The organism is Gallaecimonas xiamenensis 3-C-1 (genome assembly GCF_000299915.1).
Lineage (GTDB): Bacteria > Pseudomonadota > Gammaproteobacteria > Enterobacterales > Gallaecimonadaceae > Gallaecimonas > Gallaecimonas xiamenensis.
On record NZ_AMRI01000021.1, the window covers coordinates 1 to 19,706 of the forward strand.

A 19,706-nucleotide genomic window follows, 5' to 3' on the forward strand; every position below is an offset into this window, starting at 1 on the left:
CAATTTTCCTCATAAGCACATAACGCCCAAAGCAGCGGCCGAGCGTAGCGAGGTCCAGTCCCGCAAGGACGATGCTGCCTTTGCTTGTTAAATGTTGTTGCATGATTATGAGAACTTCCCTTTCACCTCATTACAGTAAGAAACCACCTTGAGTTCACCATTTGTTTCCCTTAGGACCTCTAGAACTGATTTGCCACCCAAAGCAGGAATAGGTTCACGAAGCCACAACTCGGTGTCAGGGCACGGCCCCCTGTTGATAGACTTTAAGCCCACCTTTACGCGATTAGGTAACGACTCAAATATTTGTTGCTTAATCTCAGTGCTCATAGACATTTAACAATAGTTATGAAGCCGGCTCGTTTTTACTCATTAGACCAGTGTCATAACGTTCTGATTAAAAAAGACTATAAGCGATGCTTATGTATGAAAGCGAGCCGGCTCGTTTTGCCACGGGGCGTGGCGCATAATCATCAGAGCCGACCTTTTAATAAGCTTTACCTATCAAAGACCTAAACTGGTCACACCGGTGAAAGCGAGCATGTTGTTGCGTGAAAGCGAGCCATTTTTTGTGCAGTTGCGCAGATATACTGTGTTGTTATACAGATGTGTGGGGGAGTTTTTGGGACCCTGCTCTGGGCGAGCTGGTAGTGTCGCCTTGCTTTACAGCGGCTGCGCCCAACTCATTGGTTGTAGGGCTTGGGTTCGGATCGGGGTAAGTTATTGTGTTTCGATTTAATAAAATAATATCAATGGCTTAAGTTGTTGCTTCCCGAAGATTAATCAACGCTACCGCCCTTGGGTTGCAGCCCCCACATGCTGATATCGTCCCTGTTATCAACTGGCGACAAAGGCCTTCTTGGTTGGCCCTCGGTGTGTGTCCTATACACCCGCTCAAGTTCTACAAGCTAACCTTTGCGGTCTGCTATCTCATCTTTCTACCTTATCCTGAAAGGACTTTATTCCATTTGGCATTATCCCTGTCAAGAATCACCAAAATGCCTGTAGGTACCTATTTTGGCTTAACACTGTGTTGGGGACGAAAGCTTGGGGTAGGGCAAGGGCCTAAGCCGGAGTGGTTACTCGCTTTTTGCCAGTAAGCATTATTGTGTGTGGCTTAACCAGGCAATTATCGGAGGGCAGTGCCTGGGCGAATACTTTACCGATACAAAACTGGACGCTAGCGTGGCCTGTGACCGCCCGGCTTATCCGATACTGCCTGATGGCTGCTTGCAAGTCGGCTAAGTTTAGGCTGCGCCGGAAACTGCCAAGGCTAAGTGCTTGCTGAACCATGCTTGGCCAGCTTTTGGGCTTGTAAGGTCACTTGAGCGTCTGGCCAAACCGACGCGCTATTACCTGTTACATACGGCAAGGCGCTCTGTCACCTTCCAGGCTGCCATTCGTGGTGGGTTGGGATGTCTTCATGGTCCAGCCAGTTCAGATCATGACTCGTCCATATATGAGCTTCCGGCATGGCACCAGGGGCATCGTCCAAAGTGGCAACTCGCAGAATCAACACGGGTTTGCCTGGACGCTCCGCTACCAAGTGGGTGCCGCAGAGCATGCAGAAATGCCTTATCTTTCCTGGGCTGGATTCAAAGCTTGAAAGGCTGCCTTCTCCCTTTAGCCAAACGAAATGCTCCCTCATCACACCTGCTGTTGGGACTAAAGGTGCGGCATGGGCCTTTCTACAGGTTTGGCAGTGGCAGAAGAGGATGGCTGTATCCAAAGCAGCTACTTCGTAGCTGATGGCTCCACACAAACAACTTCCTTTCATAGATAAGGTCCCCCAAGTATCAGTGCATAACATGGCAGGCGATTCACTATGCTTTTGGCCGGGCAATTAGCCAGAACGCCGATGTGCCCATTTAGCCAAATACTCCAAACCTGCAACCAGCCTAGTTTGGTGGGTATGCCATCGGCCATTGTGAGCGTGCCATTGATTTAGGTATTTCTTTTGAATTCGGTATTTCCCAGTGGTCAGGTAAATATTCCCATAGGGAGCGCTGCGAGAATAAAGTGACCAGCAGTGGACCTTTTTATTCTGCCCAGACTGGACGATGAATTTTATCCGTACCAGGGTAAGACGGCAGATACTGGGTTACTGATATGCTCTTAGACAGGCAAAGGCGATTGCCAAGTGGACGTGTTAAGTAGCAGATGTAGGCTGGGACTGGCATTTAATCCAGAAACTGCCATGTATCCGCCCCATCAAACTGCCTGACGACGACAGACGCTAGCAGCTCGGGCTCAAAGTTCCTAAGGTTCACGCCATGGCGGGAGCCAGGGGTTGGTTCTATTGGCTCCCAATGGGTGATGATACCGCAGGTTTTGCAGCGAAAATTTCTCATGCTTCTATCACCCCAGGTGTAGCTCTCGGTGTTGCCGGGGTGCCCTTGAATCACAACCGAGCCAAGCTGGTAGTAGGCCCAAATTCCTCCAGTGCGCCGGCATAAAGAGCAGTTGCAACTGCTCGCCATCTCCGGCGCTGCCGGCAAAGTAAGGCGAACGGCGCCGCAGTGGCATGAGCCCTGTAGCGGTGATGAAGGTCGTTTGTTGCTCACGGCAGTGCTCCCTTGGTTATTGGTCGCCTGGATTCAGCAGGGCTTTTGCCTAGTACGGTGGCCCTTTTGGCATCGGGGCCTGGCTTGTGTCGCTGGAGTTTAGCCAAGGGTGAGATATCGCCATGTCTTAGGTAACTGGGGATTGTTACGCTGGCAGGGCCTTATTCGCCAATGCGTATACCGGCGCCCGGGTGCCCAGCTTAGCCCTCATATCCTAGGGGCTTTTTAGCGGCTGCCAGAGTAATACTTCATCTGTTGCAGCCATCCAGACCAGCTCAGCCCATTGCTACCCAGTGCAGACTCCAGTTTTTGCCCTTCAAGGGACATGGCCCTGATTGTTCTGGCACTCACGCCAAATGCCTTACGAAAAGCCCGGCTAAAGCTGGCCGTGTGGGAAAAGCCGTTGCACTGCGCTATTTCAGCAATGCTGGCACCAGCCATCTCAGGGCGGGTCAACATATCCTTTATTTTATAAAGCCGCCGCAACTGGATGAACTTTGAAACGCCTCCATCCACTTGGAATAGATAGTGCAGCTTTCTAAGGGAAATGCCGAAGTGCTTTGATAGGTACTCTGGTGTCAGGTCAGCATTGTTCAGCTTGTTATCGATGAAAACCACAATGGTTGACCTGATACTGGTATGGATGGCAGGGCGGGTTTGCTCAGTTCCACAGCCATTCATTGCTGCTGCTATCAGGGATACGGTGATCGGCTCTAAATTGTCCACGTCGCGCTGCTTTATACCGACAGCCGTATTTGCCAATGTAGCCAAATGGCTCCTAAGGATCCTTACCAGCGGCTCGTCGCGATGCACAATGCGCATATGCTGATCATTGGGGAAGCTGAGCTTGGATGCCAGAATTGCTCTGGGTAGTACGATATCAATACTGCTGTGCTTTGTGACTTCAGCAGAAAGGGGCTGACTGAGATCGGTGATGATCAAATCACCTGGTTGGCTTTCTGTATTAAAGCGATCTATGCGGTTTCGGCAGCACCCTGTTTCATAGAAGCTTAAAAAATAATGGTCTAGTCCATCCTGGCCTATTTTTCTTAATGAGCGGCTAAATAATTGTGGGCCGATATCAATTTTGGAGAGCGACAGCCGCCCCAGCATATAAGCGTCAATCTGACTGAATGCACCTTCCCCTTCGGGGTCACGTAGTTGGGTATCTAATAATCCGGATACCCTTTCCTGCCAGAACTCTACAGCCGCCTTGCGGGGCATGCCGTAAGTGCTGACAAAAGAGCGCGGGATCTCACTGTCGTGGCTCACATCTCCATGCATAGTCATCTCTGACCACCTCAAACAATCGATTAATAATAGTGTTTACTGACGATAGTGGCGTTAGGGCCTGCGGCCTATCCAGCCTCTATCCTGGCTGTTAGTGGCCTTGAATCACAGGGTTACAACTTATTCAGTGCCGAAGTTTGGGGTGGGCCCAAGGTTAGCTGCGGTGCTTTGTCTATCTTCATCAACACCAAGTGGCCCAGCTAAGTGCAGCCGGTATTGTTTCTAAGCCCGCTCATGCTCGCGTTCCAAGGCTCAATACTCAGTGAGGGCAGGGCGGCGTGGTCCCGTAATGCCTAAGTATTGCACTCAGAGTCAAACCAAAAGCACGCACAGTTAAATGAAATCCAGGTGCGGTTAAATAGCACTTAAAAAGTAAAGCCACTGGTTATAGTGAATGGGCAAAGCGATTACGCTTCATGCAAAAACAATTTGGAAAATCACTAGGACAAGGAGTGGCTATGAAAGGCACAGCAAGGGTTTCTTGGGGCGGCTTAGGGGTTAGCGTCGTACAGGCGGACGTAACACTCGAAAATGGCTTGAGGTTCTTCATGACCAGCACCCTGGTTGGAGTAACCTTTGGCGGGGAGGGGAACATCATCGCCACAGATCTGGATTTCAATCCAGATAAAATCGAAGATGGTAAGCACTACTTCACTACTTTGGATGCTGTAGCGTTGTTCGTTGGCGCGACAGCAATTGTCTATAAAGAAGACATCTTTGCTAAAGACAACGTCGGCCATATCGTCTTTGCCGGTGTGGGTCTTGGCTTTAGCAAGGCCATAGGCGACTCAGAGGCCAAAATAAAGAGCCGTTAACGACGAGCAAAACGAGCCGGTCTTTGCTGTTCTTGAGGGCCGGCTCGTTCTTCTAAACTGTTTGATATCATTGTGCCTTACCGAACATGACTGCTTTATTCCGTTGAGTACATGGACTCGGTGGCATGTCGGCTAAGAAAAATTAGCTGACAGGGTCGGCATAGGGCGAACCCTTTCCTTTCTCTACATAGCTTTTAAGACTTTCCAGAAACTGCCCCCAGCCTTGGCTGCAAACTTCGTAGCATTCAATTTGTTGCGTAAGGCCAATATGTTCCAGATCCAATCGCGTAGTGGATTCGGATGGGCTTGATAGCTGAAAGAGGATTGTCGTACCAATCCATTCGTTTGTTCTTGTCAAGCCAGGCACCACGAGTTGTGCGTCTACTACATTCCAGCGAACCTCAGACTGTGGTCGTAGGGATTCAATGCGCATCACTTTGAAGGTTTCACCAAATTTTATCCTTACCAGTTCGCCGACCCTGGCCCCTACCTCGCAGGACCTAGTCCACCATCCGGCTATGCCGTGCTGCGTGGTCAATGCATCGTAGACACGAGCGGCAGGTGCGCAAAGAAGCATGTTGTTCTTGTAGCTATCCATGGCATGGCTCCTTGAGTAATGGCTGTGAAATGGCCTTGGCACTAAGTACGAGGGCCTAACTGAGTGTAGCCAGGTCCCTTGATGCTGATTGTTAACCGTACATGCGCCTGTAGTGCATGGCGACCACACCGTTATTCAGCGCCGCCGCCGTGAAGGCTAAAGGCTGTTCCAGGCCTCCACGGCGTTGCTGCGTTTAACCCTATAGAGAGTCTTTAACAATCTTCAGCCATTGTTCAAATGACTCAGCTTCCCAGTTGTTACTGACTATGAGCGCAGTAGCGTCATATTCTTTGGGGGTTCCCCCAAACCAATTCAGCCACTTACATTTGCTACCTTCGGAGATCCTCACCAAAGGAACATCAAATTCTTTAATGTAAAATTCTGTCCCCAAAGGGAAGTCTTCTAACTTTGGCAATTGCATCGCTAACTGTTTCCTGAGAAATAACGCCGACAACAGCAGCGTGCAAAGAAAGAGGTGTTCATAAAGTGGCTCGGCTACTTGGCCTGCCATTTAAAAGATAATTGTTTTTTGTGATGATTGCGTGCTTAAAAAACATTCCACGACTTAAGATTGGAAATAAAGACGCTCAGGTACCGCTTTGGCAGTGCTCTATTTTCTATGGGATAGACTGTGCCGATAGCTGTCTTCGATATCTCAGCACACAAACATCAGGCTCACAATAAAGTGAGCCTGGTTCACTCGCTTTTTAAAAAGCCCTTATTGCTGTAGATGCTATGGTAAATGCGCCCAGCTGGAGTGCAAATATCTCTGAGCGTCATATCAGGCCCTTAAGGTTTCCATGCTACAATAGCGCCGTCTTCATGTGGTGCAAGCGGTGCCTGTTTATGCATTTTTCCAACTTAGGTCTTCACTCGGATTTATTGGCTGTCCTTGATACGCTTGGCTATAAAGTGCCAACGCCGATTCAACAAGCGGCGATCCCGGAGGTCTTGGCGGGCCACGATGTCATGGCAGGGGCGCAAACAGGTACGGGTAAAACGGCTGCTTTTGCCTTGCCACTGATTCAACGCCACCTCGTTCGAGGAGTACCTGAAAAAGCCATTCGCGTGTTAGTGCTGACACCAACGCGGGAGCTCGCTCAACAAGTACACCAGAGTTTTATGAAATACAGTCAAGGTTTGGGCCTTAACTCTGTTGTGGCTTATGGTGGCGCGAGTATTAACCCGCAGCTTGATGCATTAAACCAAGGCTGTGATGTCCTGGTGGCCACACCAGGCCGTTTGCTGGAACTTGCCATTAAAGAACTCATTGACCTAAGTACGGTTGAAACACTGGTTCTCGATGAGGCAGATCGTATGTTGGATATGGGCTTTATTGTCGATATCAAGCGCATCTTAAAACGCCTACCCGAAGCGCATCAAACCTTGTTTTTCTCTGCAACCTTTAACGATGAAGTGTTTGCCCTGAGCAAAACCATTTTAAAGCAGCCAAAACTGATTGAAGTCGCCGAACGAAACTCAACGGTGGCGAAAATTGAGCAACGTTTTTACGAGGTCGACAACAAACGCAAAGCGGGCTTGGTGGCGTACCTGATTGGCTCCAAGAACTGGCAACAAGTGCTTATCTTCACTCGTACCAAACAAGCGGTGGATGCGCTGGCCAAAGAGCTTGAGAAAGATGGTATCAGTGCCGCAGCGGTACATGGCGATAAATCCCAGGGTGCCCGCGATCGCGGCTTGGAAGAGTTCAAAACCGGTCAAGTGCGGGCGCTTGTCGCCACCGATGTGGCTGCGCGCGGGTTGGACATTGAGCAACTGCAATTCGTGATCAACTACGAGTTACCCTACAACGCCGAAGACTATATCCACCGCATCGGCCGAACTGGCCGTGCTGGCCAAGCGGGCTTGGCCGTTTCGTTGGTCTCGAACAAAGATAAATACCTGCTCAAAGACATAGAAAAGCTTACTGGCGAGCATTTTACCCTGCAGTGGCTGGAAGGCTTTGAGCCGGCTCTGCTGGAACAGGAAGACACAAGCAGCCTCAAGGGTAAGCCGTCTAAGAAAGCCCTACGCGCTAAAGCCCTTGGGCAAAGTGGTAGCAACAAAGCTAAACCGCGTCGTCGCTAGGTTTTCTCGAAGCGCTCAAAGGAAGGGGTAAGAGTGTTGTGCGCGTAAACCTCACACCCTTGCTGCCTCACGTTCAATGTCGCTCATAGCAATACTCATGAAGCGTAAGGCGTAAAGGAAGGGGCCTAAGCTGCCCCTTTGCCTTTGCTTGCTAGATGCCCTACCTCAGCCAGAATGCGTTCTGCACAAGCATCGGGTTGCGCTTGTAATATGAAGTGCGGGCCGCCGACGTTGATAACCTTCAAGTGTGGGAACCTGTCTCTAAACTCCCTTGTTCTGTCACCGACCAGAGCGTCATTTACTGGGCGAATATAGGTTGCGTGAGTCTCGAAGCTAGTATCAGTTGCGCGGTATTTCGCTATCTGCTGTAAACGCCTTTTCAGCACTTTTGGGTCAACCGCGTTTATGGCCCTTCGCAGCAAAGAGATCGTATCTGGACTGGCGGAGCGCCCTATCAAGAGCACTTTCATGGCCAGAGGAGCCAGAACTGGAATAGCCATTAACGCCCGAATAGGGAGGACTGCCGCTACTCTAGACAGAGTGCGAGAGGGGCAAGAGAGAAAGGAGGCTATAAAAATGACATGCCTTATCTGCAGGTTATGCTTCTTGAGCAGTATTTCTACTATGCCGCCGGAATATGACTCGGCAAGGACAACACACTCTTGCTCCCCAATAAGTGCGGCCACCTTTTCTGCCAGGGAAGAATAATCTTGGGCGCCCTCACTTGGCAAAGGAATGACTTCCGTATCAAGGCTGCCAAGCCTGTTCAATAGCGGACCGAAAAGTAGCCCGGTGCCATCCATACCTGGAAGTAGTATTAGCTTCATTCGCTTCTCAATTCATGCCACTCTGAGCTGCAGCTAACTCATACCATACTAAAAGCAAATCACCAGGAGCACTGATTTTCAGCAAACAGGAAAAAAGAAGAGCAGTTAGAGCTAGCCCTGGATGTCGCTGAAAATAAGTTTAAAACTGGCAGTGCCAAAGAACATTGCGAACACGCCCTCAAAAATCGATTTGGACCTTATATAGAAATTTCTTACACCTGCATGAGAAAAGAGAAGTGCATAGCCAATGAACACGGCTGAGCTCACTGCACCAACTACCACTACCACAGAAAGCAGATCTTGTGGCGTTGCCGTTGTTGGAACAGCTATCGAATACAGGGCGCTAAAGAAGAGGATTGCCTTGGGGTTGGTCAAATGGATCAGCAAACCTTTAAGATAACTGTTGCTTCTTGAATGTAATTGTACTTTTGCAATGTTAGGTGGCCTAGAGGTCAGCGCTGATTTCAATGATTTGTATGAAAGGTACAGAAGATAAAGAGCCCCCAAGTACTTAAGGTTTTCAAACAACCAAATGTTCGACTTCAATACCGCCGCCAAACCAAACGCGGCTAGCATTGACCAAATTAAAGAACCAGTCAGTACACCAAAGGCAAGATATAGGCCAAACAGCCTGCCCTTCCCCATGGATGCTCCAGCTATAGCCAGTGTTGCTGGACCAGGGCTGGCAATTGCTGCTATTGCTGAAAATACTATGAGCAAATAATTTATGTTTTCCAATATTCAGCCCCATAAATATGGTTTCTAGTGTTGAGTCAGACAGCGAACACTCGTGAGCCTGGCAAAGATGCAGTCAGTTCAGATAACTCTTTATCTATCAGATAAACCTGGTTTTAATACTTTTTCATCTCGTCTTTGCCGATATATTTATCCCCATCTTCGGGGTTACGACCCGCCTGATACGATTCTGTTCGTACGTTACTACATGCGCACATCACTTTCCCCTAGTGACAGGAGAGACTATCGACATGGGCGATACTTCGGATGGGAACATCGGCCATATAAATACTGGGCCACAGTCCCTCAGGGGGAGCAATACGAGCCTCCCATTTCAGGTGCTGGGCTAATTCGGTCACATCGATTTCCAAGACAACAGGATTTTCTTCTGGAGATAACCAGAGATTGGCAACGAGTTCTGCTTGCTCCAACCATGTTCAGATGGATTCGTCATGTCGTTGGTCGGCGGCGCACCGAGGAAGGGTGCCGCAGCGCTCTGCGTCATGTAAATCAGCCTAAGGGACAACGCTATACAAGTCCTCCGATGCCGAACCAACCAAGTCCACTAGTAGTAGTGATGAAGCCGAGTTGTTTTCTTGCACTCAATCAGCTTCACAGGCTTCTGATTAAAATACTGAATGCACGTCGTTGGGATGCTTAACAGCAAGCGTTGGCGACATCGTATTGCTTTGCGCCATTTGACACTCAGCCTTGCTGTCAGCGTGGATGCCGGTGCTTGGAAGAAGTTGTCTCTTTATAACTATTAAATATCAATAAGATAGGATTGGTTGAATATAAAGCTAAGGCGACGCTACCGCCCCTAGGTTGCAGCCCCCAAATGCTGATAGCGTCCTTGTTATCCAGTTGAAGGAGGAGCTGCCTGACCCGTTACCCGGCTTATGCTCTCTGGGGATTATCCGCTTTCCCTGCTTTGTTCGCTGGCTTCTTACCATCGTCAGGCAGACTCGTCTGAGCTACCTGTCTCAGAGCCGCGCCGGAGTGCTCCCAAGCTTGGCTTCTTGTATCCATTACCGATCTTAAGCCAGCGTCCTGAAGGTCAATAAAATGGCAATGGCCAGGCAAAGTCAAGCCGCTGCCACTGGCACTGCGGTGCTAGAGTCGGCACCTTACCATTGGCTGCACTGCTTAAAATCGGTCTGACGGAGCAAATGTGAGGGGCTGTGGAAAGGCACCAGATATGGAAAGGAGAGGGCGGGCTCATTGCCGGGGAGTGGTGACGAGATACCCCAGAAAATCGAAAGGGCTAGCGGTTAAACCGGCTAGCCCTTTTAGTATCTGGTGGCCCCTGCCCGACTTGAACGGGCGACCAATCGATTATGAGCGGGTTTTTTGGCCATTTTCCAGAGAGTCGCTATGTACAGCAATGAACAAAAATAATGGATTTATTCATTATTTATCATGTTGTTGCGTTTGGTTGTCTTGTTCATTGCTGTACATGCTAAGCTTTCCTGTATCAATGGTTTTGCTATAAATATGCTATAAATATGGGCATCAAGAAGCGGATCAGTCTGGCCAGCATCAAAGAGCTTCGTCCCGAGGACAAGCGGCTCAACGACACCGATACCCCCGGTTTCCACGCCCTCATTGCCCCTACAGGGCGCATCACGTACTACATCTATTATCGCCACAACGGTAAGCAGGCGAACTTCAAGCTTGGCGTCCATGGCCACCTTACCCCGGCCCAGGCGCGCGACTTGGCTATGGAGAAGCTGGGGGAGGTTGCCAAAGGGGATAACGTCCAAGCCGTTCGCAAGGAAACGCGGCAGCGAACCTTGGCAGAGAAGCACAAGCGCCTGGATAGCTTTCTTGAACACCAGTACCGGCCATGGCTGGAAACCCGCAATCCCAAGACGGCCAAAAGCATCGTTGACCGACTCCGCACCCAGTTCCCAGAACTAATGGAAAAGCCACTGGATCAAATCACCCCCTGGGATTTGGAAAAGTGGCGCAGCCGCCGCGCCAAAGAGATCAAGCCAGCGACCCTCAACTACTACATCACCACCCTAAAGGGCGCCCTTAGCCGGGCCGTGGAATGGGGAGTGATCGAACGCCATGACCTCGGTAAGGTGAAGGCGCTGAAAGTAGACAACACTATAGTGCGCTATTTGACCTCTGCTCAGGAGCTAAAGCTTAGGGAAACCCTAAAGGGTAGGGACCAGCAAATAAAAGATGGTAGGGAAAGCGGCAATAGCTATAGGGTCAAAAGAGGCTATAGGGTGTTGCCGAACATCCCAAAGGGTGATTTTGCTGATCACCTGGAACCTATAGTGTTGCTGGCCATGAATACTGGCATGCGGCGAGGGGAGCTTTTCGGCCTGACTTGGGCTGACGTGAACTTCCATACTAGGGTCGCCACCATCCGAGGGGCTATAGCCAAATCCAGTAAGGCGAGGCACATTCCCCTGAATGGGGAAGCAACTGAAGTGCTCACCCGCTGGAGGGAGCAAAACCCCGATACCTTATATGTGTTCGAAGGTGAGTCAGGTAAAGCCCTAACCGATTTCAAGAAGTCATGGCTCAAGGTGGCCGAAGAGGCGGGGCTGTCTGAGTTCAGGTTTCACGACCTGCGCCACCACTTCGCCAGCAAGCTGGTGATGAAGGGGGTGGACCTCAACACAGTGCGGGAGCTGCTAGGCCATGCTGACTTAAAAATGACCTTACGTTATGCTCACTTGGCGCCAGAGCATAAGGCTGCGGCAGTTAACTTGATAGGCTAAGGAGTGGCTGATGAACTTTGATTCTTTTATCAACTCGCTTCTGGGACTCGTTCCAATGAAGCTTGAATATATAGCGCCACTTTGTTTGTTTATTTTAATTATACACTTTAAACCCTTAGATTTATTTTTCAGGCTGAGAGAGTTAAGACGGGCGGAGGCTTCATTTCTCAAAGAGGTTATCGCATCAAATAGCATTACACTTGAAGATAGGTCCATCGTCGAAGAGCAGTTTGAAAGAAAAGTTTTCTTTATTTCTACCGGTGTTGATGCATGTAAGATTGTGAGGGACTTTTATAAGGATCTTATTTCTTCTGCGAGAGGTCAGTTTGGTTGGCGGCAGATAAAGAGGGCAGATCAATATCTTGTTGTCCGTAATGGAAGACCTTCATATCAAGTGAAATGGTATCACCACCTAAAGTATGGGTTCTCATTAGTTTATATTTTTGGGTGCTCTGCTTATGCACTGTTCTTGGTCGGCTTGGGTGTGCTTTCTATATTCTTCGGTGGTGAATCCGCGAAGTTAATAATCTATGGCTGTTTTAGTGCTCTATGTGCAGTGATAGTCTATGCGGTTGAGCTGGCATACAAAGATACCAAGAAAATAATTTCTCACATCAGTGAATGTTCTTCTATTCCATCAATAGATGTACCTGAACCAAATAAAAAAGAAGCTGCTTAGTAAAAAATGAACAAGGAGTGTTCTTATGAGTCAGTGTCCTGTTTGTCATCGTGCTTTAAGAGTTGCTCAGTACAACGAAGATCAGTCGTTAAAATCATGCCCAGAATGCTCTGGCCAGTCAGGGCAGCACGTCTTCTATAGTAATCCCTCGGCCTTTGGCGTCTCTGATAAGCGGGCAACACCTCAGCATCCTGAAGGTATCCAGAGCTGGTGTAACGCTTGCCGGGATAGAGGTTCTAGCGGTGAACCTATCACGTGTAGTCATCTCTGGGGGGCTGATGACTGATAAGCAGCGGTTGTACTGCCGATTAGATGAAGCCAGTGGTGTGCTGTCGACTAGCCAGGGCGCTTTATTGGCAGCTATGGAAGACCGTAGCTTGACTCTGCTCGTCGGGCTGTCAGCTAAGAGCCTGCTCGGCTTTCTGGTTAAAGATGGTAAACGTACCTGCTTAGGGCGCTTTGATTATGACGGTGTTGTAGAACCCAGATTTGACGATGCCAAAGCCATTTTAAACGGGCGTGCTGGCCTGGTTCGATTCTGCAACATTCTTGAGTCGGAAAAGATCCGAAACTGGCGAGAGATAGCCGGTGATGAGATGCCATTTCCAAACAACCTATTTCAACGTTACCACCATATTGAACGGCCAAATATGGTTATCTCTGCTGCTTGCAATACTAGCTATAGCTCCCATGGTACAAACACCTTGGCTGCTTTACATACGATGTTGGAGAACCCGGCAGGAATTACATCCCCTCAGGATGTGATGGCTAACGTGGAGAAGGTAGTGAATGCCTACGGGCATCGCATCAAACCTCAGGATTTACGCTGTTCCCTGGCAGAAGCCAAGGCGCTATTAGAGAAGGCTATTGCCCTTTCAGCTAAACCAATTAAAGGCATCAAATACAGTAATGACCTCCATGAGGTTTTAGGTCATATGTTATTGGCCGCCGAGAGAGATAGCGCTAAAGAGATCTGGCAGGTACTTGAGCGGGAAGCTGCCACCAGTGAAGGTGAGCGGACCTTTGACCGGTATAACATCCTGGTTGATGTCAGTGGTAGTGAGGTGCTGTGGCGTGACAGAGCCAAAGGTAAAGAACACTATTTTTCATTTGCTTCACTTGGCCCGACGCTGACCAAGATCCGCAAACTTCAGACTAAAAATTAACGCACAGCTTAATTGAATTAACGGAGAGCTTAATTGGCCCTACCTGTGCCTTAGGGTTTGTTCATAGCCATTCGCGAGGAACCGCTATGAACAACCAACGTGCACTAACCGAGATCGAAGCCTCTCAATACATCGCCATGAGCCGCTCCTATCTGCGCCAAGCGCGGATGGAGGGCAACCGCAAGAACCGCACCCCGGCGCCGCCCTTCATCAAGATTGGCCGCGCCGTGCGCTACCTCCGGGAAGACTTGGACGCTTGGCTGGACCAATTCCAGCGCCTTGAGCACCTGGGCCAGGAGGTGCGCCATGGCTAACCTCACCGACCGCCAAAAGGCCCTCCATGCCTGGATGCTGGCCAAAGGTCAGCGGATCTCTAAATGCCTTCACGAAACCATGACCGAATTTCGGTTGATGGGAACCGATGGTTATCCGGGTAACGTCCACCAGTTAAGCCTCGAAAGACTGAAAGAGGCCGGTTGGGTTCGGTGTTATACCGAATCGGATTTGGGTCTGCCTTTGTTGGTTTATGAGGCTGTGGAGGTGGCTGATGCTTAACATCGACCCCCACGACCAAACCTATGTGGAAAGTCAGTTGGCCGGATTACCGGCCATTTTTCGATGCGAGCTTTTAAAGGGCTATAAGCGGCAAAAGACCCGCTTCGATGCCAATACCTGGATACGCCTTAAGCGCCAGGCTATCGCCCAGGCAATAGGGGTAAACCCTTTTGCCTTGGTGTTGGATGCCGATGAAGATGCCCTCAGGCAGCAGGCAAGCAAGCTGGCCGAGATCAATAGTCACATTGTCCTGCTATCGGCGGGCACCAACGCTGCCTACCAAAAAGCCTTAAACTTTGTTGAGGGCAAGCGACTACGGCCACCGGCACCTATAGAGCTTACGGAACCTGGCTATCGCAGCGCCATTGCGCGGATGACGTGCAAAGACTGGTGGCTCAAAAAATTACGAAATCGCCAGGTCAGGGATGTTGAAACCGTGGCGCGTATTCTCGGCTTGGTGAATGTGAAGCGCGGCCTCTATGCCAGTGATATCACGGTACTAAAGCGCCGGGCGCAGAAGGCATACCATGAGCAATTGCTGTCCAGCACTTTGGTGGTGAATGAATGGGGTCAGCAATACAGCCTCAAAGAACTTTCAGAGCTTAACGTTTCCAACCCTGCCATTCGTAAAGCCGAACTCATGGCGCGGATGCGGGGCTTTGAGGAATTGAGCAAAGCCCAAGGGGATGAGGCGCTTTTCCTGACCATGACTTGCCCATCCCGCTTTCATGCTCACCTGGGCACATCCGGCAGGCCCAATCCTAAATGGGACGGTTCAACCCCTGCCCAGGCTCAACACTACCTTTGCAGCACCTTCGCTTGCATCCGCTCCCATCTGCAACGAGAAGAAATCCGCCTCTATGGCTTCAGGGTGGCCGAGCCGCACCATGACGGTACGCCACACTGGCACCTATTGCTGTTCGTCAAACCAGACCAGCGCAAAAGGGTAGAGGCCATATTCCGGCAGCATTGCTTCAAGGTGGACGGCAACGAGCCAGGAGCGGCTGAGCACCGCTTTAAGGTAGTGCGGATAGACCCCGCCAAAGGCAGCGCAACTGGCTATATCGCCAAGTACGTATCCAAGAACATAAACGGCGAAGGGCTGGATGTGGGCGTCTATGGAGAGAACCCCATTGAGGCAGCGGAAAGGGTTGAAGCCTGGGCGGCCTGTTGGCGCATCCGCCAGTTCCAGCAGATAGGCGGCCCTAGCGTCACCGTTTGGCGCGAACTGCGCCGCATGAGGCCCATAGCAGGCCTAAGCGACCGCCTGAAGGCAATAAGGGAAGCGGCTGACCAATCGGACTGGCAAGGCTACACCCGCCTTATGGGCGGCGCTTTTGCGGCCCTCAAGGATAGGCCCCTTCGCATCTACTACGAGCTGAAGCACAGCAAGGAGACAGGGGAGCTATCCATGGGGGCCTATGGGGATCGTTTTATCAAATGCCTGAAGGGCTTGCTGCATGAAGGGCAAAGCATTATCACCCGTCGCTTTAGCTGGAAAGTATTGAAGGCCGGAACGGCCTTCAATACTTCACTTGGAGTTCTGTGAATAAGTGTATTTTTTCAAGGACTACATATTACGTCAGTTTCACAATCTGCAATTTCTTTAACGTATTCAGTAGCGGAGCCAATCAAAGATAAAACATCATCGCTTGCAGATGCTTTAGATAGTGCTGGCTGGACTATTTTTAGACCATATGAAAAATCTATGTGCCTAGCTTTATTTTTAAGCTCACCTATCTGGGTGATGTCACCTTTTTCTATCCTTGTATATCCGTTGCCTGATGCTATATTTTCACTTGATAAAAGTTTATCGAGAATTTTTTCTGCTTTAGGAATCCATTTTACGGACTTTACCAGCTGGCCAAGGACTTGGTAAAAATCATCTACTCGACTCCCAGGCTTCGAGTTTTTAGGGCAATATTTACAATGAAAGAGGTCGATATGATATTTGTCTTCGCCTAATTTTTTAATTGCGACAACATCAGCAACTTCTCCAGAACCATCGTCATCAAAAACAATATCGTACTTTTTTAATTGAGATTCAATGACCTTTCTTTGTATTGAATTTGGAATCTTTATTCTCTTTTGTGACTCAGTTGAAATATCAACGCCTGTCCAATCCCAATATTCTAATTTGTTTTTATCAAATGAGATATTATAGCCACCCTCTATATAGTAATTTGTGTCACCTTCAATAATAGATAAATCGGCATCAAATAATGTAAGGTAGTCATCTTCTAAAAAACTAGAGAGGTTTGTGGTGGTTCTTCCAAAGGAAATGGTCGCTTCAGGAGTGCACTCGATTGTAACGCGCTCGTTTTTAATTTCTTGCTTTACCTTTATTTTCTTGTCATCTTCAAGATAAAGATTGAATTGTATTGAGCCGTCTTTATTTTTTGATATATCAGAAAAACTACACTGTATTGCATTATATGCAATATTGTTTAGTTCTAGCTTTACCTTCTCTACGTCTCTTAAAAAAACAGTGGAAGGCCAGTCGATCGCAATGACATTTGCTTTCGAGTAGTTCGTTATATATTTGGCTCTTAGGGCGTTTTTTATAATATCATCAGTGTTTATTTTATTATTTAGTACTTTTCTACCAACAATATTGCACCAAGCAATCCACTCTTGAATGGTGGTTTGCTCCATGGACCATATTTTCCCTCTGTGAGAGCAGCCCATGGTTTGTGGCAGTCCATTGAAATATCCTTGCCCAAATATATTTGATTTTTTAGTGCCTGCCGTTTTTATTTGGTTTAGTATTTCCTGGATGTCGCTGCCGACGTGCATTTGAAATTTGATGTTTCTGTTGTTTTTGTTGAGACCAACATTATTAAGTTTCAATCTTTTTATATCGTGGAGAGAGCGAAACATCATCTCCCCTGATAAAGGCTTGTCATTCTTGGACACTAGCTTAGCAAGCCGTTTTGCCTCACTGTCAGAGCTACTAGCATTAATGTATAACAATCCGATTTTTCTGTTATAGTGGATAACGTATAAATCTTTGATTCTATCTTTTACATCATCAGCATTTGCCCACTTCACTTGTTCTTCAGATTCGGTGACGAACATTGCAATGCTTTCACTATTGTTTATTGACTTATAAGTTATTCTTTGGTTATTCCTAGGAAAGTTATCTAACTTATCAAAGTCAACGTCTTTATCATTAACTGAAAAAAGCAACGTGCTGCTATTTACTTTTAGTCCCAAGTTAAGGAGCTTTCTTTCTTCTGAATGGAATTCAGCCTTGAAATCTTGTTCGGTAAGCTCTTTTGTAATGTTATTATCACCGATAATTTGAATAGCTTCATTCCAATTTGAATCTTCTCTGTAGAGACGTTTTAGTTGCTCTTCTACACTATCATCAGCAATGTTGCATATAAATTTTGCGTTTCCAATTTTTGGATTATTTGTTCGAGTAAACCTACCAACAAACTGAAGTGTTATATTTGGGCTTTTGTGAGTGTCATGAATAGCGGCGATTTTCAAATTCGGAAGATCAAATCCCTCACCCAGCATATCTACACACACAATAATCTTGTGCTCTAATTGTTTCACTCTCTCTAAAATTTCTTTTATATTGCTGAGTTTGCTGTGCACTAAAATAGGTTTTAGCTCTTTCGATTTTTCATAAAAAGCGAATACTTTTTTAGCCTCCTTGATTGAGGCTGTTCTTGCCATCAAAATATGGTCTAGGCCATTTTTTAAATCAGCTTTGAGGATTTCGATAGCTTTATCGGCAATAGCCTGATGAGATTTTTCTTTAATAAACTCGTAAACAGGATGAAATTCAATTTTTTTGAAGTAATTATCTTCCTGTGCCTTCTTTATAGAGTATGAATAGACAATCCTTCCTTCTATTTTCTTTTTATCAGCTCTATATGGCGTTGCCGTAAATTGAAAGCATGGTTTTTTACCATGTGTTTTTTTAATTCTTTTCCAAGAGGTCGCTTCTACATGATGTGCCTCATCGAAAATCAGATGAGTCACGTTAGCCAATAGTTCTGCGAGAGTCTCACTATCTAAGGAAGACAAAGCCTGTGCAGTTGAAATTAAAACGTTATTACTGAGAAGGTCACTTATTTCTTCTTTCTTAATTCTAGACTTGATGAGTCCTACTCTTGGGGAGAGGATTTCTTTTTTAATAACCCCAATTTTTCTAAGAAGACTTAAGCTTTTAAGCTTTTCTGAAATTTGAGTGCGTAATGAATCTGAAGGCACTACTATGAGAGTTGTATCAAATTTTCCCGCAATAATTAAGCAGGCCATTGTTTCAGTTTTTCCTGTTCCAGTAGGTAAAACTACGGTGGCAGGTTCGTTTGATTCGGAATGGAGGTGTGCTAATGACGCATATAACGCTCCAATCTGTGGAGGGCGTAAACCATCTATACTATTTTTAGAGTCGCTCTCAATGTAATTTACGCTGTTCTCAATCCAGCTGTTTAAAACCAATGAACGTTCATTTACGTGTTGGTCCATTTTCACATTCCTTGTATAGTTACTGTCGATTAAAGCAGTATAAACGTATTGGAAAAAACCTGTTAATTACTTTTTATTGTGTAGGTCTGAACTAAAAAGATCACTGTTGGCTTTGTTTAGCAATATGCTCGAGAGAATCTCTAAGTAAGGCTGTTTCGATGGGCAATGGATTTTGCTGTGGCTGGATAACCTAGCTTCAGAAGAACGTGCAAACCTCTCAGCTCATCCAATGCTACCCCTGGTTAACGGCAGGCCAGGCCAGCTTCCCTTGCCGTGGAGCCGAGAATTTCCTGGGCCAAGCTCCGTGCCAAGGCCGAGACGGTGCAGAGCCTCAGTACCTTCAAGCCCGCCTGCTACCTGCGCCGATGTGTGCTGCCTTTTAGTGGCTGGTACGAGTGGGGCCAGGAGGCCCAGGAAGGCCCCAAACAGCGTTATTACTTCACAGGCCCAGGAGAGCATGGCGGGGATCTGTTGGCCGCCCAGTGAAGAGCGCCCAGGCGGCGCCCTTGTCACCCTGACTCAACCAGCCAACGCCGACTGTGCGCCCGACCATGAGCGTATGCCGGTGATCCTCAAGCCTGAACTCGCCGATGCCTATCTGCACGATGTGGATAGGGCAGGGGTTTTGTTGGATACCTACCAGAGATCAAGCATCAAGGTACAGCCGGTGAGCGGCCCTGCCTTCTGAATACCCGCTTTAAGCTGTCGATTTATGCTCTCTTCGCCTAAAGACACCATCAAAGGCTTCTCTAGGTCACTTTGCTTTGTGGGCGGAGTAGGGGAGGGCTTTGCCTGTTTGGCACAGGGATGGCCGCTAACGGGCCGGGAGGAGCAAAAAATTTGCTATAAATATGCTATAAAATTTGCCGAAAAATACGAAGGGCTAGCGGTTACTCACCTGCTAGCCCTTACTGTATCTGGTGGCCCCTGCCCGACTTGAACGGGCGACCAATCGATTATGAGTCGACTGCTCTAACCAACTGAGCTAAGGGGCCGTGGCTGGGGAGTATAAGGGGTTCGGGGTCGGCTTGTCACCATCTTGGGGGTGTCAAAGTCCATGTGATTGAAGGGTTTGGCGAACTTTTAGGCACCTGGCGAACAGGCTGTTCGGTTTTCCCCATTAGCGGCTTTGCTGAGAATCATTACTATTTGTGGGGAGACGATTCGTA

The 19,706-nt window shown here is 48.1% G+C and carries 18 protein-coding genes and 1 tRNA gene; 10 read left to right on the forward strand and 9 right to left on the reverse strand.

The genetic code is table 11. The features are described from left to right. Positions 1-1,378: 1,378 nt before the first annotated feature. The 3 genes from B3C1_RS19875 to B3C1_RS13970 all read right to left on the reverse strand — a co-directional run bounded on the left by B3C1_RS19875 (position 1,379) and on the right by B3C1_RS13970 (position 3,833). Positions 1,379-1,807, reverse strand: coding sequence for a GFA family protein (locus B3C1_RS19875; RefSeq protein ID WP_008485602.1), 429 nt, complete (start codon positions 1,805-1,807; stop codon positions 1,379-1,381). Positions 1,808-2,177: 370 nt separating this feature from the next. Continuing rightward, positions 2,178-2,561, reverse strand: a complete 384-nt coding sequence (locus B3C1_RS20895; protein ID WP_008485603.1) for a GFA family protein — start codon at positions 2,559-2,561, stop codon at positions 2,178-2,180. A 225-nt stretch (positions 2,562-2,786) separates the two neighbouring features. Continuing rightward, on the reverse strand, positions 2,787-3,833 hold the full coding sequence (locus tag B3C1_RS13970; protein ID WP_192813382.1) for a helix-turn-helix domain-containing protein: 1,047 nt from the start codon (positions 3,831-3,833) through the stop codon (positions 2,787-2,789). Positions 3,834-4,309: 476 nt separating this feature from the next. Between B3C1_RS13970 and B3C1_RS13975 the strand changes: the two genes are divergently transcribed. Beyond that, positions 4,310-4,666, forward strand: a complete 357-nt coding sequence (locus tag B3C1_RS13975; protein ID WP_035482253.1) for a hypothetical protein — start codon at positions 4,310-4,312, stop codon at positions 4,664-4,666. 142 nt (positions 4,667-4,808) lie between these two features. Here the strand turns inward: B3C1_RS13975 and B3C1_RS13980 are convergent, their stop codons facing one another. Further along, positions 4,809-5,264 carry an SRPBCC family protein gene (locus B3C1_RS13980; RefSeq protein ID WP_008485606.1) on the reverse strand — a complete coding sequence of 152 codons (456 nt, stop codon included), beginning with the start codon at positions 5,262-5,264 and terminating at the stop codon, positions 4,809-4,811. Between the two features lie 846 nt (positions 5,265-6,110). Between B3C1_RS13980 and B3C1_RS13990 the strand changes: the two genes are divergently transcribed. Next, the gene (locus tag B3C1_RS13990; RefSeq protein ID WP_035482274.1) at positions 6,111-7,352 is read left to right on the forward strand and encodes a DEAD/DEAH box helicase; all 1,242 of its coding nucleotides are present in this window, start codon (positions 6,111-6,113) and stop codon (positions 7,350-7,352) included. A 125-nt stretch (positions 7,353-7,477) separates the two neighbouring features. On the opposite strand, the gene B3C1_RS13995 is transcribed toward B3C1_RS13990, so the two are convergent. From B3C1_RS13995 to B3C1_RS20865, 3 genes are all read right to left on the reverse strand, one after another. Next, the gene (locus B3C1_RS13995) at positions 7,478-8,179 is read right to left on the reverse strand and encodes an alpha/beta fold hydrolase (protein WP_008485610.1); all 702 of its coding nucleotides are present in this window, start codon (positions 8,177-8,179) and stop codon (positions 7,478-7,480) included. Positions 8,180-8,290: 111 nt separating this feature from the next. Then, positions 8,291-8,917 (reverse strand): LysE family translocator, encoded by a 627-nt coding sequence (locus tag B3C1_RS14000; protein WP_035482256.1) that lies wholly within the window; start codon positions 8,915-8,917, stop codon positions 8,291-8,293. A gap of 224 nt (positions 8,918-9,141) precedes the next feature. Then, a complete protein-coding gene (locus B3C1_RS20865) occupies positions 9,142-9,345 on the reverse strand; it encodes a DUF952 domain-containing protein (protein ID WP_192813383.1) in 204 nt (67 codons plus the stop codon). Positions 9,346-10,419: 1,074 nt separating this feature from the next. On the opposite strand from B3C1_RS20865, the gene B3C1_RS14005 reads away from it, so the two are divergent. From B3C1_RS14005 to B3C1_RS14030, 6 genes are all read left to right on the forward strand, one after another. Next, the gene (locus B3C1_RS14005; protein ID WP_008485612.1) at positions 10,420-11,652 is read left to right on the forward strand and encodes a tyrosine-type recombinase/integrase; all 1,233 of its coding nucleotides are present in this window, start codon (positions 10,420-10,422) and stop codon (positions 11,650-11,652) included. A gap of 10 nt (positions 11,653-11,662) precedes the next feature. Further along, positions 11,663-12,331 carry a hypothetical protein gene (locus B3C1_RS14010; RefSeq protein ID WP_008485613.1) on the forward strand — a complete coding sequence of 223 codons (669 nt, stop codon included), beginning with the start codon at positions 11,663-11,665 and terminating at the stop codon, positions 12,329-12,331. Positions 12,332-12,609: 278 nt separating this feature from the next. Beyond that, a complete protein-coding gene (locus B3C1_RS14015) occupies positions 12,610-13,497 on the forward strand; it encodes a hypothetical protein (protein WP_035482259.1) in 888 nt (295 codons plus the stop codon). Between the two features lie 86 nt (positions 13,498-13,583). Further along, positions 13,584-13,811, forward strand: coding sequence for a helix-turn-helix transcriptional regulator (locus B3C1_RS14020; protein ID WP_008485615.1), 228 nt, complete (start codon positions 13,584-13,586; stop codon positions 13,809-13,811). After that, positions 13,804-14,052, forward strand: a complete 249-nt coding sequence (locus B3C1_RS14025; protein ID WP_008485616.1) for a hypothetical protein — start codon at positions 13,804-13,806, stop codon at positions 14,050-14,052. Before B3C1_RS14020 ends, B3C1_RS14025 begins: the two co-directional genes overlap by 8 nt. Further along, on the forward strand, positions 14,045-15,601 hold the full coding sequence (locus B3C1_RS14030) for a replication endonuclease (protein ID WP_008485617.1): 1,557 nt from the start codon (positions 14,045-14,047) through the stop codon (positions 15,599-15,601). Before B3C1_RS14025 ends, B3C1_RS14030 begins: the two co-directional genes overlap by 8 nt. Positions 15,602-15,615: 14 nt before the next feature. Here B3C1_RS14030 and B3C1_RS14035 read toward each other — a convergent pair whose 3' ends face one another. Next, a complete protein-coding gene (locus tag B3C1_RS14035; RefSeq protein ID WP_083858354.1) occupies positions 15,616-18,537 on the reverse strand; it encodes a DEAD/DEAH box helicase in 2,922 nt (973 codons plus the stop codon). A 273-nt stretch (positions 18,538-18,810) separates the two neighbouring features. Between B3C1_RS14035 and B3C1_RS19885 the strand changes: the two genes are divergently transcribed. Further along, entirely contained in the window at positions 18,811-19,023 is a 213-nt protein-coding gene (locus tag B3C1_RS19885; RefSeq protein ID WP_083858355.1) for an SOS response-associated peptidase family protein, read from the forward strand. Then, positions 18,995-19,225: an SOS response-associated peptidase family protein gene (locus B3C1_RS14040; protein WP_008485621.1), complete on the forward strand. Its 231-nt coding sequence runs from the start codon at positions 18,995-18,997 to the stop codon at positions 19,223-19,225. Before B3C1_RS19885 ends, B3C1_RS14040 begins: the two co-directional genes overlap by 29 nt. A 230-nt stretch (positions 19,226-19,455) precedes the next feature. Here B3C1_RS14040 and B3C1_RS14045 read toward each other — a convergent pair. Continuing rightward, a tRNA-Ile gene (locus tag B3C1_RS14045) sits at positions 19,456-19,532 on the reverse strand. Between the last annotated feature and the right edge of the window lie 174 nt (positions 19,533-19,706).

Excerpts from the sequence above, each read along its gene's own strand:
- B3C1_RS14015 (WP_035482259.1), top strand. The coding sequence starts at position 12,610 with ATGACTGATAAGCAGCGGTTGTACTGCCGATTAGATGAAGCCAGTGGT.
- B3C1_RS14010 (WP_008485613.1), top strand. The coding sequence starts at position 11,663 with ATGAACTTTGATTCTTTTATCAACTCGCTTCTGGGACTCGTTCCAATG.
- B3C1_RS13975 (WP_035482253.1), top strand. The coding sequence starts at position 4,310 with ATGAAAGGCACAGCAAGGGTTTCTTGGGGCGGCTTAGGGGTTAGCGTC.
- B3C1_RS14035 (WP_083858354.1), bottom strand. The coding sequence starts at position 18,537 with ATGGACCAACACGTAAATGAACGTTCATTGGTTTTAAACAGCTGGATT.
- B3C1_RS14025 (WP_008485616.1), top strand. The coding sequence starts at position 13,804 with ATGGCTAACCTCACCGACCGCCAAAAGGCCCTCCATGCCTGGATGCTG.
- B3C1_RS13980 (WP_008485606.1), bottom strand. The coding sequence starts at position 5,264 with ATGGATAGCTACAAGAACAACATGCTTCTTTGCGCACCTGCCGCTCGT.
- B3C1_RS14030 (WP_008485617.1), top strand. The coding sequence starts at position 14,045 with ATGCTTAACATCGACCCCCACGACCAAACCTATGTGGAAAGTCAGTTG.
- B3C1_RS14005 (WP_008485612.1), top strand. The coding sequence starts at position 10,420 with ATGGGCATCAAGAAGCGGATCAGTCTGGCCAGCATCAAAGAGCTTCGT.
- B3C1_RS14040 (WP_008485621.1), top strand. The coding sequence starts at position 18,995 with ATGGCGGGGATCTGTTGGCCGCCCAGTGAAGAGCGCCCAGGCGGCGCC.
- B3C1_RS14020 (WP_008485615.1), top strand. The coding sequence starts at position 13,584 with ATGAACAACCAACGTGCACTAACCGAGATCGAAGCCTCTCAATACATC.
- B3C1_RS13995 (WP_008485610.1), bottom strand. The coding sequence starts at position 8,179 with ATGAAGCTAATACTACTTCCAGGTATGGATGGCACCGGGCTACTTTTC.
- B3C1_RS19875 (WP_008485602.1), bottom strand. The coding sequence starts at position 1,807 with ATGTTATGCACTGATACTTGGGGGACCTTATCTATGAAAGGAAGTTGT.
- B3C1_RS13990 (WP_035482274.1), top strand. The coding sequence starts at position 6,111 with ATGCATTTTTCCAACTTAGGTCTTCACTCGGATTTATTGGCTGTCCTT.